Genomic DNA, 16221 nt, shown 5'->3' with positions numbered 1-16221 from the left:
TCAGTTGGCGGCTGCCCTGTTCGCGGCTGCCCTGCGCTCGAGGAGCGCCCGCTCGCCCGCATTCCGGGTACGACGGGCCGCCTCGTCGAAGGCGTCCGCCGCCTCCGCGCGCCGCCCGGCCCGCTCGAGCAGGTCGCCACGCACGCTCGGCTCGAGCGGGGAGTCCCTGAGCTCGCCCGGAGCGATCGCGTCGAGGACCGCCAACCCGGCCTCGGGACCCGCTGCGCGACCGTGGGCGACGGCACGGTTGACCTCGACGACCGGGCCGGGCGCGGCGGTCGCCAGGACGTCGTACAGACGGGCGATGCGGGTCCAGTCGGTGTCGGCCGCGGTCGCCGAGCGCGCGTGCACGGCGGCGATCGCGGCCTGCAGGTAGTAGCGGCCCACGGGGACGCCGCGCGCGGCGATCACCTCGGCGCGGGCCAGCGCGGCGATGCCGCGGCGGATGAGCAGCTGGTCCCAGCGGCTGCGGTCCTGGTCGTCGAGCAGGACCGGGTTGCCGTCGGCGTCGGTGCGGGCCGGCAGCCGGGAGCCCTGCAGCTCCAGCAGCGCCTGCAGGCCGTGGACCTCCGGCTCGTCGGGTGCGACCGCGGCGAGCAGCCGGGCCAGCCGGATGCCCTCCTGGGCCAGGTCGGGGCGGGTCCAGTCGTCGCCCGCGGTGGCGACGTACCCCTCCGTGAAGACGAGGTAGATGACCGCCATGACGTCGTCGAGGCGCGCGGTGCGCTCGGCGCCGGTCGGCAGCTCGAGCTGCGCGCCGGCCTCGGTCAGCGTCTTCTTCGCCCGCGAGATCCGCTGGCCCATCGTCGCGCTCGGGACGAGGAAGCCGCGGGCGATCTCGTCGGTCGTGAGGCCACCCACGAGGCGGAGGGTGAGCGCGGCGCGCGACTCGGGGGTCAGGGCGGGGTGGCAGCAGAGGAAGACGAGCCGCAGCACGTCGTCCTCGATCTGGTCCACCTGCGCGTCCAGGTCCGGCATGCTGCTCACCTCCTCCGTGCCGAGGGCGTGGCCGAGCTCGTCGGTCTTGCGGCGCAGGGTCTCGGCGCGCCGGATGTGGTCGATGGCGCGACGCTTGGCGGTGGTCATCAGCCACGCGGCGGGGTTGGCGGGCACCCCGTGGGCCGGCCAGTTCTCGAGCGCCGCGACGAGGGCGTCCTGTGCGAGGTCCTCGGCGAGCCCGACGTCGCGGGTCATCCGGGCCAGCACGCCCACCAGCCGGGCCGACTCCTCCCGCCAGGTGGCGGTGATCGCGTCGGCGGTGGTGGCGTCGGCCATGCGGCCAGCCTAGGGGGCCGCGAGGTGCGTGGGTTTCTCCGCCGAGGTGCGTGGGCTTCTCCCGCGAAGTGTGAGGCTTTCTCCACCGAGACGTGACGGTTTCTCCTGCCGAGGGTGCACCAGGCACACCTCGGTGGAGAAAGGTTCACACTTCGGCGGAGAAAACCTCACACTTCGCGCACCACGAGGGTCAGGCGTCGGCGGCCGCCGGCGGCTCGTCGGCGATCTGGCGCAGGGTGGCGACCATCGTGCACTCGGGCCAGTGCTTGGCGTGCAGGGCGGCGAACTCCTCCTGGTTGGCGATCGCCTCCTCGAGGGTGTCGTACTGCAGCAGCGCCCAGCCGCCGACGGCCTCGCGGGCCTCGGCGTACGGGCCGTCGACGCGGGTGACCTCACCCGTGCGGACGACGAAGTTCACCGTGTCCTCGAGGCCGAACAGGCCGCCACCGTCGAGGAAGTGGCCCTTCTGGGCCTGCTCGCCGATGTAGACGTCCATCGCGTCGAACAGCGCCTGGGGCGGGTTGCCCTGTCCCTCTTCCATCCGCACGAGTCCCATGAATCGAGGCATGTCGATCAGTCCTTCTTCTTCGTAGGTGGGTGATTCCGAACCTACGTCGAACGGGCGATCAGGCTTTCGACATCGACCTCGAAAAAACTTCACACATTGCGTCGGTACTGACCGCCGACCTCGAAGAAGGCCTCGGTGACCTGGCCCAGCGAGCACACCCGCGCCGCGTCCATGAGGACCGCGAAGATGTTCTCGCCACTGGTCGCGGCCTCGCGCAGCCGGGCCAGCGCCGCGGCGGCGTCGTCGGCGTGGCGGGCCTGGAAGTCGCGGACCCGCGCGAGCTGCGAGTCCTTCTCCTCCGTGGTCGCGCGGGCGAGCTCGATGTGGTCGGGCGTGCCGTCGCCGGCCTCCGGCGCGCGGAAGGTGTTGACGCCGATGATCGGCAGCGAGCCGTCGTGCTTCTTGTGCTCGTAGAGCATCGACTCGTCCTGGATCCGGCCGCGCTGGTAGCCCGTCTCCATCGCCCCGAGTACGCCGCCGCGCTCGGAGATCCGGTCGAACTCCAGGAGCACCGCCTCCTCGACGAGGTCGGTGAGCTGGTCGATCACGTAGGAGCCCTGGAGCGGGTTCTCGTTGGCGGCCAGGCCCCACTCGCGGTTGATGATCAGCTGGATCGCCAGCGCCCGGCGCACCGACTCGGTCGACGGGGTGGTGACGGCCTCGTCGTAGGCGTTGGTGTGCAGGGAGTTCGCGTTGTCGTAGATCGCGATGAGCGCCTGCAGCGTGGTGCGGATGTCGTTGAAGTCCATCTCCTGCGCGTGCAGGGAGCGGCCCGAGGTCTGGACGTGGTACTTCAGCTTCTGCGAGCGCTCGTTGGCGCCGTACTTCTCCTTCATCGCCACGGCCCAGATGCGGCGGGCGACGCGGCCGATGACGGAGTACTCCGGGTCCATGCCGTTGGAGAAGAAGAACGACAGGTTGGGCGCGAAGTCGTCGATGTCCATGCCGCGCGCGAGGTACGACTCGACGTAGGTGAACCCGTTGGCGAGGGTGAAGGCGAGCTGGCTGATGGGGTTCGCCCCGGCCTCGGCGATGTGGTAGCCGGAGATCGACACGGAGTAGAAGTTGCGGACCTGCTGCTGGATGAACCACTCCTGGATGTCGGCCATGCAGCGCAGCGAGAACTCGGTCGAGAACAGGCAGGTGTTCTGGCCCTGGTCCTCCTTGAGGATGTCGGCCTGGACCGTGCCGCGCACCGACTTGATCGCATCAAAGGGGTCGATGCCGCGCTCGCGGGCCTGGTCCATGACGGTGTTGAGGAAGAACGCCAGCACGGTCGGGGCCGGGCCGTTGATCGTCATGGAGACCGACGTCGTCGGCGAGAGCAGGTCGAAGCCGTCGTACAGCGCCTTCATGTCCTCGAGCGTCGCCACGGAGACGCCGGACGTGCCGACCTTGCCGTAGATGTCGGGGCGCTCGTCGGGGTCGCGGCCGTAGAGCGTTACGGAGTCGAAGGCGGTCGAGAGGCGGGTCGCCGGCTGGCCCTCGGAGAGCAGCTTGAAGCGGCGGTTGGTGCGGAACGGGTCGCCCTCGCCCGCGAACATGCGGGCGGGGTCCTCGTCGGCGCGCTTGAACGGGAAGACGCCGGCGGTGAAGGGGAACTTCCCGGGCAGGTTCTCGCGGCGCCAGAAGCGGACCAGCTCGCCGTGGTCCTCGAAGCGCGGCACGGCGACGCGGGGGATGTGGTTGCCGGAGAGCGAGACGCGCCCGTTGCTGGCCGTGTCGTCGTCGTACGACGCCACGACGGCCGGCCACGCCTCGAGCTGGTCGCGCAGGTCGAGCGGCAGGTCGTCGTTGGCGCGGGCGGCGGCGGCCGCGAGGCCCTCGATCTCGGCGAGCTCGTCGGCCACGGCGGCGAAGCGCTGGGCACGACGGGCCTTCTCGACGAGCAGCTCGGTGTCGGCGTGGTAGCCGCGCACGGTGTGGGCGATCTCGGCGAGGTAGCGGACCCGCTCGGCGGGCAGCACCTGCTGGATGCGGGTCGACTGCTTGCCCTCGACCACGGGCAGCAGGCCCTCGGCGGTGGGGAGCCCCTGGCCGGCGAGGAGGCCGCGCAGGTGCTGGTAGAGCGCGGTGACGCCGTCGTCGTCGAAGGTCGCGGCGGACGTGCCGAAGACGGGCATGTCGGACGGCTGCTTGCCGAAGGCCTCGCGGTTGCGGACCATCTGGCGGCCCACGTCGCGCAGCGCATCGGCCGCGCCACGGCGCTCGAACTTGTTGATCGCGACGGCGTCGGCGAAGTCGAGCATGTCGATCTTCTCCAGCTGCGAGGCTGCGCCGAACTCCGGCGTCATCACGTAGAGCGAGGTGTCGACGAAGGGCACGATCGCGGCGTCGCCCTGGCCGATGCCGGGCGTCTCGACGACGACGAGGTCGAAGCCGGCGGCCTTCACGACGTCGAGCACGTCGGTGAGGTGCTCGGGCACCTCGTGCGCGCCGCGGGTCGCGAGGCTGCGGAAGTAGACGCGGTCGCGGTCCAGGCCGTGGCCGCCGAGGTCGAGGCTGTTCATCCGGATCCGGTCGCCGAGCAGCGCGCCGCCGCCCTTGCGGCGGGTCGGGTCGACGGCGATCACCGCGACGCGGACCTTGTCCTGCTGGTCGATGCGGAGGCGTCGTACGAGCTCGTCGGTGAGGCTCGACTTGCCAGAGCCGCCGGTGCCGGTGATGCCGAGGACCGGCACGGTACGACCGCTGCTCGCCTCGCGCAGGCGGGCGAGGAAGGCCTCGTCGAGGCGGCCGAGCTCGGCGCCGGTGATCGCGCGGGCGAGGGCGGTGCGGTCGCCGGACAGGACCTGCTCCGCGGTGACCGCGCCGGTCTCCCAGAGGTCGGTGTCGCAGGCCTCGACGACCGTGTTGACCATGCCGGGCAGGCCCAGGCGCTGACCGTCCTCCGGGGAGAAGATGGTGACGCCGGAGGCGCGCAGCCGCTCGATCTCGTCGTGGACGATCACGCCGCCGCCACCGCCGACGACGCGGATGTGGTCGGCCCCGCGCTGGCGGAGCAGCTCGACGAGGTACTCGAAGTACTCCACGTGCCCGCCCTGGTACGACGACACGGCGATGCCCTGCACGTCCTCCTCGATCGCGGCCTCGACCACCTCGGCCACCGACCGGTTGTGGCCCAGGTGGACGACCTCGCATCCCTGGCTCTGGAAGATCCGCCGCATGATGTTGATCGACGCGTCGTGGCCGTCGAAGAGGCTCGACGCGGTCACCAGGCGGACCGGGTGCTGCGGGACGTGCAGGGCGGTGTCGGACATGCGGGGATCCCTCCGCGGGAGATCGGGGAAGTGCTCGGACCTCCGATAGTAGGACGTCCTAGTAAATCTGGGAAGTGGGTGCCCACTTCCGGGGGACGGATGCACTACGGTCGAGCCATGTCCGAGCCGCGCCTGCCCTTCGACCCGATCGATCGCGCGGGCGACCTGTGGGAGGAGCACTTCGGCGACGCGACGGCCATGCGCCTGGCCACCTCGGTGATGCGGGTGCAGCAGCTGATGATCGGAGCGCTCGACGCGGCCCTCAAGCCGTTCGGGCTGACCTTCTCCCGCTACGAGGTGCTGGTCCTGCTGCACTTCAGCAGGAGCGGCTCGCTGCCGCTGAGCAAGATCGGCGAGCGGCTGATGGTGCACCCGACCTCGGTCACGAGCGCGATCGACCGGCTCGAGGCCCAGGGCTTCGTCGAGCGGGTGCCGGACGAGGCCGACCGCCGTCGTACCCTCGCGCGGCTGACGCCGTCGGGGCGGAGCACGGTGAAGAAGGCCACCGAGGCCGTGAGCGCGATCGACTTCGCGATCACGGGTCTCACCGACCGGCAGCAGGCCGACACCTACCAGCTGCTGCGGCGAGTACGCCGCTCCTCGGGCGACTTCCCGGAGTGACGCGCGCCTAGGGTGCGATGTAGGCGCGCAGCCCGTCCATGGCGTCGTCGATGATGGTCAGCAGGTCGCCGTCGCCGGCCGACGGCCGCGCCAGCCAGTGCTCGTACGCCGACAGCGAGATCGCGAGCGAGACGTGCCCGGCGACCTGCGGGACCAGGTCCGTGGCCAGCGAGCCGGTCCGGCGGGCGACGTCCTCGGCGATGACCTGGCGCCACTCGGCGTAGCGGAGCACGGAGTGGGCCTGCAGCTCGGGCGTGGTCAGGATCAGCCGCATCCGCTCGCGGTGCGGTGGGTGGGCGTCGGTGGGGAAGCGGTTGAACTCGACCACTGCGCGATGGATCGCCGCGTGGACCGGGAGGTCGTCGGGCTGGTCGGCGAGCAGCTCGCGGAAGTGGTCGAGGGTGCGGTCGAACTGGCCCCACGGGATGTCGTTCTTCGACTGGTAGTAGCGGAAGAGGGTGCGACGGCTGACGCCGACGGCCTCGGCGATGGCGTCGAGGGTCGTCCGGGCGAAGCCGCGCTCGGCGAAGAGGGTGAAGGCGGCCTGCTCGATCGCGGCGTGCGACGTGGCCTCGGGGCGCCCCCGCGCACTGCTGCGCACGCTCCTCTGCTCGCCGTCGGTCACGGTGCGCCAACCTATCGCTCGGAGGTCGAGGTCAGATCCCCTCCGAAAGGAGGGGGACTTGTTGCCATGGGTGCAAATAGTGTGGCGGGCACCACATCGGCACGAGTAGAGGAGGAACGATGAACCCTGAGATCGAGCAGGACCAGTCCGTTGACCTGGCCGCCGAGGACCTCATCGAGGAGGTCTCGATCGACGGCATGTGCGGCGTCTACTGACATGGACGCCTTGCTGGGAGAGCCGTGGATGCTCTCGCCGTCGGTGGCACTGCGGCCCGAGCCCTTCGGGGCGCTGGCCTACCACTTCGGCAACCGGAAGCTGACCTTCCTGAAGCGGCCCGAGCTGGTCGCCGTCGTACGGGCCTTGGGGGAGGCGCCGGACGTGCGGACCGCGCTCGAGTCCGTCGGTGTCCCGGCCTCCCAGCACCCCGCTTACGCCGCCGCGCTGCGCGGCCTGGCAGCCACCGACATGATCCGCCCGCGCCCGGCCGGCGCGATGGCTGAGGAGAAGAGCGCATGACCATCGCACCCGAACGTCCGCAGAACGCGAGCCTCGTCCAGCAGTTCGAGTACGGCCTGGATGCTCCGATCTGCCTGACCTGGGAGCTGACCTACGCGTGCAACCTCGAGTGCGCGCACTGCCTGTCCTCGTCAGGACGGCGTGACCCGCGGGAGCTGTCGACCGAGCAGTGCAAGGCGGTGATCGACGAGCTGCAGCGGATGCAGGTGTTCTACGTGAACATCGGCGGTGGCGAGCCGACGATCCGCCCCGACTTCTGGGAGCTGCTCGAGTACGCGGTCAACCACAACGTGGGCGTGAAGTTCTCCACCAACGGGGTGCGGATCACCCCCGAGCGGGCGGCGTTCCTGGCCTCGCCCGCGTGCAACGGGTACGTCGACGTGCAGATCTCCCTCGACGGCGCGACCGCCGAGGTCAACGACTACGTGCGTGGCCCGGGCTCCTACGACACCGCCCTTCGGGCGCTGCAGAACCTGAAGGACGCCGGGTTCGAGGACGCGAAGATCTCGGTGGTCTGCACCCGGGAGAACATCGGCCAGCTGGACGAGTTCAAGGCGCTCGCTGACCGGTTCGGCGCGACCCTGCGGCTGACCCGCCTGCGTCCCAGCGGCCGCGGTGCGGACGTGTGGGACGAGCTGCATCCGCTGCCGGAGCAGCAGCGCGAGCTCTACGACTGGCTGATGGCCCACACCGCAGACGGGGAAGAGGTCCTCACCGGCGACTCGTTCTTCCACCTCGCCGCGTTCGGCGAGTCCCTCCCCGGGCTCAACCTGTGCGGTGCCGGGCGGGTGGTGTGCCTGATCGACCCGATCGGCGACGTGTACGCGTGCCCATTCGCGATCCACGACAACTTCCTGGCGGGCAACCTGCTCGCCGACGGTGGCTTCCAGCGGGTGTGGCAGGACTCGGCACTGTTCAACGAGCTCCGCTCGCCGCAGACCGGTGGCGCCTGCTCGTCGTGTCAGTTCTTCGACTCCTGTCGCGGGGGCTGCATGGCGGCGAAGTTCTTCACCGGACTGCCGCTGGACGGCCCGGACCCCGAGTGCGTGCAGGGCTACGGCGAGCACGCACTGGCCGGCGAGCGGACGATCCCCGCGCCGAGCCAGGACCACTCCAAGGCGAACCCCACCCGCAACCAGCCGGTGATGCTCAAGCTCCTCACCGCGCCGCCGGTCTCCGCCTGCGCCGAGAGCCCGCTCGCCGGCTTCGACCCATTCGACCAGCCGGGGTCTCGTGACGGTTGCTGCGCAACCTCCTCGACCACCGGAACCAACGGAGGCTGCTGCTGATGAGCAAGAAGTTCGAGAACCCCTGGAAGCAGAACCCCTGGTTCGAGTCGGTCGCGGTCGCGCAGGAGCGGGCCCGCAAGCGCCTGCCCCAGCCCGTGTACGGCGCCCTGGTGGCCGGTTCCGAGCGGGGGCAGTCGATCGCGGACAACGAGGCGGCGTTCGCCGAGCTCGGGCTGGCCCCTCACGTGGTCGGGCAGCTGCCGGAGCGGTCCCAGGCCACGACGGTGTTCGGACAGCAGATCGGCCTGCCGGTGATCGTCTCCCCGACCGGCGTACAGGCGGTCCACCCGGACGGTGAGGTCGCCGTCGCCCGCGCGGCCGCGGCACGGGGCACGATCATGGGCCTGTCGAACTTCGCGTCCAAGTCGGTCGAGGACGTCACGGCGACCGGCGCGTCCACGTTCTTCCAGATGTACTGGACCGGCGACCGGGACACGATGGTCCAGCGGATGCAGCGTGCCCACGCAGCCGGGGTGAAGGGCCTGATCGCCACCCTGGACTGGTCGTTCTCGATGGGACGCGACTGGGGCAGCCCGGAGATCCCCGAGAAGGTCGACCTCAAGGCGATGGTGCGCCTGGCTCCGAAGGTCGCGACCAAGCCGCGGTGGATGTGGCAGTTCGGCAAGGAGTTCAGGGCAACCGGCAAGCTGCCCGACCTGACGGCCCCGAATCTCGCCCCTCCCGGACAGACGACGGGACCGACCTTCTTCGGTGCCTACTACGAGTGGATGACCACCCCGCCCCCGTCGTGGGACGACGTGGCGTGGATGCGTGAGACCTGGGCGCAGATCTCCGGGACGCCGTTCGTGCTCAAGGGCGTGTGCCGCATCGACGACGCGCTCCGCGCCGTGGATGCCGGTGTCGACGGGATCTCGGTGTCCAACCACGGCGGCAACAACCTCGACGGCACCCCGGCCGCGATCCGGATGGTCCGCCCGATCGCCGAGGCCGTCGGTGAGCAGATCGATGTCGTCATGGACGGCGGCGTACGCCGCGGCTCCGACGTGGTCAAGGCGCTCGCCATGGGTGCGAAGGCGGTGCTGATCGGCCGCGCGTACCTGTGGGGGCTCGCGGCCAACGGCCAAGCGGGCGTGGAGAACGTCCTCGACGTCCTGTCCGGTGGCATCGACTCCGCCCTGCGCGGACTGGCGTTGTCCTCGACCGCCGAGCTGCGGCCGGAGCACCTGCTGGTCCCCGAGGGCTTCGACCGGGCGCTCGGGGTTCCCGCCTCGCTGCCGGCGGCCGTGCGGGGCTGAGCCCGATGGACCTCGCCTCGGCCACCTCGCCCGGCCTGCCGGCCGGGCCGACGGTGCTCGTGCCCGTCGGCTCGACCGAGCAGCACGGCCCGCACCTGCCCCTCGACACCGACACCGTCATCGCGGTCGGTGTCGCGACCGGTGCTGCGGGCGCGCTGGGGGAGCGGGGCCGTGACGTGGTGGTGGCGCCGGCGATCGCCTACGGCTCCAGCGGCGAGCACCAGGACTTCGCCGGTACGAGCTCGATCGGCACCGGTGTGCTGCACGACGTCGTCGTCGAGCTCACCCGTTCGATGTCGACCTGGGCCGCGCGGATCGTGTTCGTCAACGCCCACGGCGGCAACCTGACCGCACTCCGCGGCGCGGTCGCGCAGCTCGTGCAGGAGGGTCGCGAGGTCGCCTGGGTGCCCTGCGCGACCGAGGAGGTGGACCTGCACGCAGGCCGTACCGAGACCTCCCTGATGCTGCACCTGGCGCCGGGGAAGGTGCGCCTCGACCGCGCGGAGGCCGGCAACACCGGCACCCTCGAGGAGCTGCTCCCGCAGATGATGGCCGGCGGCGTGAAGGCCGTCTCGGCCAACGGCGTGCTCGGCGACCCCGCCGGCGCGTCGGCCGCCGAGGGCGCGGCGGTGCTCGCGTCGATGGTCGAGGACGTCGTCGCGTTCGTCGCGAGGATGCCGTGAGCGCGCCGAGCGGCAGGGTCGTGCTCGTCACGGGTGCCGCCCGTGGCATCGGTGCCGCGACCGTACGACGGCTCGTCGCCCAGGGCGACCGCGTCGTCGCCGTCGACGAGCTCGCGGTGGCGGCGGCCCACGACCAGGTGGTTCCCGTCGTCGCCGACGTCCGCGACCGCTCCGCGCTGGCGGCGGCGGTCGACGCGGCGCTGGACCGCTGGGGTCGGCTGGACGCGGCGGTCGCAGCCGCGGCCGTGGTCGCGGGCGGCGTACCGCTGTGGGAGACGCCGGAGGCGGATCTCGACCTGCTCTGGGACGTCGACGTGAAGGGCGTGTGGAACACCGCCGCCGTCACCGTCCCCGCGATGCTCGCCGGCCCCGACCCGGCCGGGTGCCGGTTCGTCGCGATCGCGTCCGCCGCGGGCCACCACGGGCTGCACCACCTGGCTGCCTACAACGCCGCCAAGCACGCCGTCGTCGGACTGGTGAAGGGCCTGGCCGCCGACCTCGTCGGCACCGGCGCCACCGCCTGCGCCGTCTCACCCGGCTCGACCCGCACCCCGATGCTCGAGGCCACCGCCGCGCTCTACGACCTCGACGACGTCGAGGCCTTCGCCGACAACCAGCTCCTGCGCCGCATCCTCGAGCCCGACGAGGTCGCCGCCACCGTCGCCTTCTGTTGCAGCCGCGACGCCGCGGTCCTCAACGGCTCGGTCGTCCACGCCGACGGCGGGTTCGCGCCATGACCGTGTTGGCGGAGGGCTTCCGGGTCCGGCTGCGCGACGACGTCGTGTACGCCGATGGCGGACGGCTGCTCGTCGGCGGCTCGCCCGTCCGCGCGGTCCGCCTCGGCGACCGCGCCCGCAGCCTGCTCGACGGCGGCGGGCTGACCGTCGAGGACGCGGCCACCGCCCGCCTCGCGCGCCGCCTCCTCGACGGCAACCTCGCCAACCCCGTCCTCGACGAGGTCGAGGTCCCGCTGACCGACCTCACCGTCGTCGTACCCGTCCACGACCGCACCGAACAGCTCGCCCGCTGCCTCGCCGCCCTCGTCCCACTGCCCGTCATCGTGGTCGACGACGCCTCCGAACGCCCGCACCTGGTCGCCGAGGTCGCCCACCGCCACGGCGTCCGCGTCCACCGGCTCACGACCAACGTCGGCCCCGCCGGCGCCCGCAACGCCGGCCTTCGCCTCGTCAGGACGCCGCTCGTCGCGTTCGTCGACTCCGACGTCACCATCGACGCCGCCCGCCTGCTCGACCTCGCGCGTCACTGCACCGACCCCCACGTCGCCCTCGTCGGACCCCAGGTGATCGGCAAGGTGAGGAGCGAGAGGCCCCGCTGGTTCGAGAGGTACGACGCCGCGGCGTCCTCGCTCGACCTCGGCGCCACCGGCGGCGTGGTCCGCCCCGGCGCCGCCGTCGGCTGGCTCCCCTCGGCCTGCCTCGTCGGCCGCACCGACCTCCTGACGGGGGAGCCCGGCGGGGGGATCGGTGGGTTCGAGGACGGCTGGCGGGTCGCCGAGGACGTCGACCTCGTCTGGCGCCTCGTCGACGCCGGCCACGTGGTCCGCTACGACCCCGACGTCCGCGCCGACCACGACGTCCGCGGCACGGTCCGGACCTGGCTGGGCCGCAAGTTCTTCTACGGCACCGGCGGCGCCGACCTCGCCGCCCGCCACGGCGACAAGGTCGCCCCCGCCGTCCTCTCCCCGACCATGGCGCTCAGCGGCTGGGCGCTCCTGCAGCGCCGCTGGTGGTCACTCCCCGTCGCAGCCGTCGCGGGAGCGGCCACGGCCCGCAACCTCGCGCCCCACCTCCCGGTCGAGGACGGCCGCCACGCCGTCGCAGCCCGGCTCGCCGCCAAGGGCACTGGCTGGGCGGTCCGCCAGGAGGCCGGGCTGCTGCTGCGCCACTGGTGGCCCCTCGCCGCCCTCGCCGCGCCCTTCAGCCGCCAGGTCCGTCGAGCCCTGTTCTCCGCGGTCGCCGTCGACATGGTCGTCTTCCTCCGCGAGCGCACCGGCGTCGACCCCCTCACCGCCCTCGCCGCCCGACGCCTCGACGACCTCGCCTACGGCAGCGGCCTGTGGTGGGGCGCGATCCGCCACCGCAGCCCCCGCTGCCTCCTGCCGCGCCGGCCCGGGACCACCCGGGCGGACGGTCGGGGTGAGGTCAGTGCAACAGCGGGTCGAGGTCGCCGGCGCGCCGCGCGATCGTCGTGAGCCGCTCCTGGACGACGGCGATGCCGCTCGGGGAGCCCAGCATCCACAGCGCGGCGTGCAGCACGCCGTCGCGGTTGTAGATCCCGACCACGACCGACTCGGTGCCGGGCGCCACGTCGGCGACCCGGTGCGCGGTGGTCTGCTCGCGCCCGCCGGCCATCAGCTCGCCGAGGGCGGTCCGGGGAAGGCGGGCGTTGAGCTCCGGCTCGGTCAGCGGCGGCGGGAAGTCGGGGTCGGCGTCGAGGATGCGTACGACGCCCGACCGGCAGGAGCACAGGTGGATCCCCACCCGCACCGTCATCCGCAGCTCGGTCAGCAGGTCCCGCGCGGACTGGACGATCGTCGGGGTGAGCGCGGCGTCGACGAACACGTCGACCCGGCGGCCCAGCGCGAAGCCGGAGAGCTCGGGGAGGCGCACGATGTACTCCTCGGCCACCAGCAGGTTGAGGATCCGGTACACCGTCGCGGGCGGCATCGAGAGGCGCGCCGCGATCTGCTTGGCCGTCACGCCGCTGCCGGACAGGGCGACCGCCTCGAGCACGGCCAGCGCGTTCTGGATGGCCTTGGGCTGGCGTCCGCTGATCGGGGAGCTGTCAACCACGCCCGCCTCCTCGCCACACCGTCCGGCGCCGGGTCAGCAGGTCGGCCTCGGTGGTCTCGTCGTACAGGCCGAGGGTGGCGAGCCGGACGCCGCGTGCCCGCAGCCGCAGCAGCGTCAGCACGAGCGCCGTCGCGAGCAGGGCGAGGTAGACGACCGCCGGACGGCTGAACCGGCCGGGGTCGAGGGCGGTGCCGGCGACCACGATGCCGGCCATGACGGTGGCGGTCAGCGCGGGGACGAGCCACCCGGCCCGGGGCAGCTCGCCGATCCGGTGGAGGAACACGGGGGCGGCGACGACGCAGAAGGCGTAGGCGACGACGTACCCCTGGGCGGAGAGCGAGAGCAGCCACACGAAGACGTCGTCCGGGGCGGCGCCGAGGGCGGTGGTCGCGGCGACGGAGCCCCCGACGAGCGCGCTGGCCAGCACGAGGGTCAGGGCGGGGGTCCGCCAGCGGCGGTGGGTGCGTCCGAGGGGCGCCGGCAGGACGCCCTCACGGGCCATCGTGAACAGCGTGCGGGTCAGGGCGGTCGTCGAGCCGCAGGCGCACGCGAACCAGGAGCCCAGCACGCCCAGGTGCAGCAGCGCCTCGGCGAGCCGTGGCCCGGCCCCACCACCCCCGGACAGGTCCCAGGCCAGCCCCGAGCCGCGCGTGCCGACGAAGCCGTCGCGGGTCACGAGCAGCGCGGCGCCGGCGAAGAGCAGGCCGGCGACCACGGGCGTCCACCGCACCGCCCTGGGTACGGCGCTGAACGGACGGCGGGTCTCGCTGCTGAGGGTCGTCGCCGACTCGAACCCGACGAAGGCGACCAGCGCCAGGAGCAGCACGAGGCCCCAGTGGCCGTCCGGGACCGAGCTCCCGAGACCGGCGTCGATGCGCAGGTCGGTCCAGCCCGCGACGCCGAGCACGACCACCACCGTCGAGATCGCGAGCGCCTCGACCACGAGCACCGCGCCGGCCGACAGGCGCACGCCACGGACCATCACCGCGCCCGCGGCCGCGGCCAGCGCGAGCGAGGCCAGCGGACGGGCCGCGCCGGATCCGGACGGGTCGATGCCGAGGTCGTCGAGGAGGGCGAGCAGGAACTCGGTGGCGCCCAGGACGCTGGCGGCCGCTGCGCCGGCGTACCCGATCACCAGCGAGAGCCCGGCGACCAGGCCGGCGCGCGGACCGAGGCCCTTGACGGTGTAGCTGTAGAGCCCGCCGGGCGCGACCATCCGCGTCGCGAAGGAGTTCACGCAGCCGGCGACCGCGACCATGAGCGCCGCGACGGCGAGGAAGACGACCGGCGTCAGGCTGCCGGCGGTCGGGTGGGCGAGCAGGGGCAGCGTCACCATCACCGCCGACGGTGCGACCGCGGCGACCGACTGGGCCAGGACCTGGGGGAAGGCGAGGGTCCGGCGCGAGAGCCCGCCGACAGGCGAGGACGGCCGCAGCCGCGCCGCGACCGGGTCACCCTCGAGAGTCCGGCCGGAGCCGGTGTCCGCACCGTCCATCGAGGCCGACGCTAGCGCCTGACGGGCCTCCCGTCGCTACGTCGGTGTGAACCCGGTGTGGGGTCCGAATGAGAATCCGCGACCGCGCGGACGGGGTCGAATGAGAACGACCCGCGGGGGTCCCGCGCGGCCGAGTGAGAAGCCCGTCCGCCCGGTCATCCCGTTCGCCCGACGCTGTCCAGTTTCTGAACAGCGCGGCCCCCGGGACGGCGCACAGTGAGCTGCATCACGCCCGGAACGACCCGTCTCCGTTCCCATCCGCGGTGCGGAGACCTTCACCCGGCGGAGACCGGACGGAGACGTCCGCCGCCGAGCGTGGAGGCGCCGATCCCGGCCCGTCCCGACAAGGAGCACCGATGTCCACCACCCCGTCCGCCGGTCACCACCGGCTCTCCGGCAGCCTCGGCGTCGGCGCGATCGTCTTCATGGTCGTCGCCGCAGCCGCCCCGCTGACCGTCGTCGCCGGCACCGTCCCGATCGGCATCGCCGCGGGCAACGGTGCGGCCTTCCCCGCGTCGTACGTCGTCTGCACGGTCGTGCTGCTCTTCTTCGCGGTCGGCTTCACGACCATGGCCCGGCACGTCGACGCCGGCGGCGCCTTCTCGACGTACGTCGCCCGGGGGCTCGGCCGCCCGGCCGGGGTCGGCTCCGCCTTCCTCGCGCTCGTCTCGTACGCCGCCGTGCAGCTGGCCGTCTACGGCTTCATCGGCAGCGCCATCGACGTCCTGGTCACCGACCACGGAGGGCCGGACCTGCCGTGGGGGGTGTGGAGCGTCGCGGTGATGGTCGTCGTCGCGCTGCTCGGCTACCGCCACATCGAGCTCTCGGGCCGGGTCCTCGGCGTGCTGCTCGTCGCCGAGGTCGCCGTCGTGATGGTCCTCAACGTCGTGGTGGTCGTCCGCGGCGGCGGCGACGAGGGGCTGGCCAGCACCGCCCTCGACCCGTCGGCATTCACCTCCGGCGCCCCGGGGATCGCGCTGATCTTCGCCGTCGCCGGCTACATCGGCTTCGAGGCCACCGCCATCTTCCGCAACGAGGCGCGCGACCCCGACCGGACGATCCCCCGGGCGACGTACGCGGCGCTCCTGCTGATCGGCGGCTTCTACGCCCTGTCCGCCTGGGCGCTGGTCTCGTGGTGGGGCGACGAGGGCGCCGTGGCCCGCGCGGTCGCCGACCCGGGCACGATGCTCGGCGAGACCGCCACGACGGTGCTCGGCGGCTTCGGCGGCGACGTCGTCGAGGTGCTGCTCGTGACCAGCGTGTTCGCGGCGATCCTCGCCTTCCACAACGTCATCTCGCGCTACCTCCACACGCTCGGCGACCCCGCTTCCGAGGTCGCGGTGCTGCCGGCGGCGCTCGGCCGCGCCCACGAGCACCACGGCTCGCCGCACGTCGCGTCCCTGACCACGTCGGTCGTCGGTGCGGTCCTGCTGGCGCTCTGCCTGGCCTTCCAGCTCGACCCGGTGCTCGAGGTGTTCACCTGGTTCGCGGCCGTGTCCGTCGTCGGCCTGATCGCGCTGATGCTGCTCACCTCGGTCGCGGTGGTGGCCTACTTCCGTCGCCACCCGGGTCTCGCCACGCCCTGGCAGGCCGTCATCGCCCCGGCCGTCGCCATCTGCGGGCTCGCCGCCTTCGCCTGGATGACGGTCGACAACCTGGCCCTGCTCGTCGGCGGCTCGGCGACGGTCGCCACCTGCTTCAAGGCGCTCCTCATCGGCGCCTTCGCCGCCGGCCTCCTGCTCTCCCTGGCGGTACGACGCCAGGCCGTCCCCGACCCGGTCCCTGCCCCCGCGCAGCCCTGACCGGCCCGACCCCGCCCT

Annotated in this window: 15 protein-coding genes; 9 read left to right on the top strand and 6 right to left on the bottom strand. The window is 72.6% G+C overall.

What is annotated here, in order from left to right; genetic code table 11:
* The 3 genes from BJ993_RS07105 to icmF all read right to left on the bottom strand — a co-directional run bounded on the left by BJ993_RS07105 (window position 1) and on the right by icmF (window position 5103).
* The gene (locus tag BJ993_RS07105) at window positions 1-1275 is read right to left on the bottom strand and encodes an RNA polymerase sigma factor (RefSeq protein ID WP_179648224.1); all 1275 of its coding nucleotides are present in this window, start codon (window positions 1273-1275) and stop codon (window positions 1-3) included.
* Between the two features lie 190 nt (window positions 1276-1465).
* On the bottom strand, window positions 1466-1843 hold the full coding sequence (locus BJ993_RS07100; protein WP_036548955.1) for a YciI family protein: 378 nt from the start codon (window positions 1841-1843) through the stop codon (window positions 1466-1468).
* 89 nt (window positions 1844-1932) lie between these two features.
* The gene (gene icmF, locus BJ993_RS07095; protein WP_179648223.1) at window positions 1933-5103 is read right to left on the bottom strand and encodes a fused isobutyryl-CoA mutase/GTPase IcmF; all 3171 of its coding nucleotides are present in this window, start codon (window positions 5101-5103) and stop codon (window positions 1933-1935) included.
* A gap of 117 nt (window positions 5104-5220) precedes the next feature.
* Between icmF and BJ993_RS07090 the strand changes: the two genes are divergently transcribed.
* On the top strand, window positions 5221-5724 hold the full coding sequence (locus BJ993_RS07090) for a MarR family winged helix-turn-helix transcriptional regulator (RefSeq protein WP_179648222.1): 504 nt from the start codon (window positions 5221-5223) through the stop codon (window positions 5722-5724).
* Window positions 5725-5731: 7 nt separating this feature from the next.
* On the opposite strand, the gene mftR is transcribed toward BJ993_RS07090, so the two are convergent.
* Window positions 5732-6349, bottom strand: coding sequence for a mycofactocin system transcriptional regulator MftR (gene mftR / locus BJ993_RS07085; RefSeq protein WP_179648221.1), 618 nt, complete (start codon window positions 6347-6349; stop codon window positions 5732-5734).
* Between the two features lie 119 nt (window positions 6350-6468).
* On the opposite strand from mftR, the gene mftA reads away from it, so the two are divergent.
* Genes mftA through mftF form a run of 7 tightly spaced genes read left to right on the top strand, consistent with a single transcriptional unit; the run spans window position 6469 to window position 12305 of the window.
* Complete coding sequence (gene mftA, locus BJ993_RS07080; RefSeq protein ID WP_179648220.1) at window positions 6469-6564, top strand: mycofactocin precursor MftA; 96 nt, start codon at window positions 6469-6471, stop codon at window positions 6562-6564.
* 1 nt (window position 6565) lies between these two features.
* Window positions 6566-6865: a mycofactocin biosynthesis chaperone MftB gene (mftB, locus tag BJ993_RS07075; RefSeq protein ID WP_179648219.1), complete on the top strand. Its 300-nt coding sequence runs from the start codon at window positions 6566-6568 to the stop codon at window positions 6863-6865.
* On the top strand, window positions 6862-8154 hold the full coding sequence (mftC, locus tag BJ993_RS07070) for a mycofactocin radical SAM maturase (protein ID WP_179648218.1): 1293 nt from the start codon (window positions 6862-6864) through the stop codon (window positions 8152-8154). Before mftB ends, mftC begins: the two co-directional genes overlap by 4 nt.
* Complete coding sequence (mftD, locus tag BJ993_RS07065) at window positions 8154-9410, top strand: pre-mycofactocin synthase MftD (RefSeq protein ID WP_179648217.1); 1257 nt, start codon at window positions 8154-8156, stop codon at window positions 9408-9410. The genes mftC and mftD overlap by 1 nt, the downstream gene beginning before the upstream one ends.
* A 5-nt stretch (window positions 9411-9415) precedes the next feature.
* On the top strand, window positions 9416-10093 hold the full coding sequence (gene mftE / locus BJ993_RS07060) for a mycofactocin biosynthesis peptidyl-dipeptidase MftE (protein WP_179648216.1): 678 nt from the start codon (window positions 9416-9418) through the stop codon (window positions 10091-10093).
* Complete coding sequence (locus tag BJ993_RS07055) at window positions 10090-10830, top strand: mycofactocin-coupled SDR family oxidoreductase (protein ID WP_179648215.1); 741 nt, start codon at window positions 10090-10092, stop codon at window positions 10828-10830. Before mftE ends, BJ993_RS07055 begins: the two co-directional genes overlap by 4 nt.
* On the top strand, window positions 10827-12305 hold the full coding sequence (mftF, locus tag BJ993_RS07050; protein WP_179648214.1) for a mycofactocin biosynthesis glycosyltransferase MftF: 1479 nt from the start codon (window positions 10827-10829) through the stop codon (window positions 12303-12305). Before BJ993_RS07055 ends, mftF begins: the two co-directional genes overlap by 4 nt.
* Here the strand turns inward: mftF and BJ993_RS25340 are convergent.
* Together BJ993_RS25340 and BJ993_RS07040 are read right to left on the bottom strand one after the other, a co-directional pair.
* Window positions 12256-12906, bottom strand: coding sequence for a helix-turn-helix domain-containing protein (locus tag BJ993_RS25340; protein WP_036548945.1), 651 nt, complete (start codon window positions 12904-12906; stop codon window positions 12256-12258). The genes mftF and BJ993_RS25340 overlap by 50 nt on opposite strands.
* Complete coding sequence (locus tag BJ993_RS07040) at window positions 12899-14401, bottom strand: APC family permease (RefSeq protein WP_179648213.1); 1503 nt, start codon at window positions 14399-14401, stop codon at window positions 12899-12901. The genes BJ993_RS25340 and BJ993_RS07040 overlap by 8 nt, the downstream gene beginning before the upstream one ends.
* A 356-nt stretch (window positions 14402-14757) precedes the next feature.
* On the opposite strand from BJ993_RS07040, the gene BJ993_RS07035 reads away from it, so the two are divergent.
* The gene (locus BJ993_RS07035) at window positions 14758-16203 is read left to right on the top strand and encodes an APC family permease (protein ID WP_179648212.1); all 1446 of its coding nucleotides are present in this window, start codon (window positions 14758-14760) and stop codon (window positions 16201-16203) included.
* The last annotated feature ends 18 nt before the right edge of the window (window positions 16204-16221 follow it).

The sequence above is a fragment of the Nocardioides aromaticivorans genome, assembly GCF_013408525.1.
GTDB lineage: Bacteria > Actinomycetota > Actinomycetes > Propionibacteriales > Nocardioidaceae > Nocardioides > Nocardioides aromaticivorans.
Note: the sequence above shows the minus strand (reverse complement) of the source record. Positions and strands in the feature narration are given on the sequence as shown.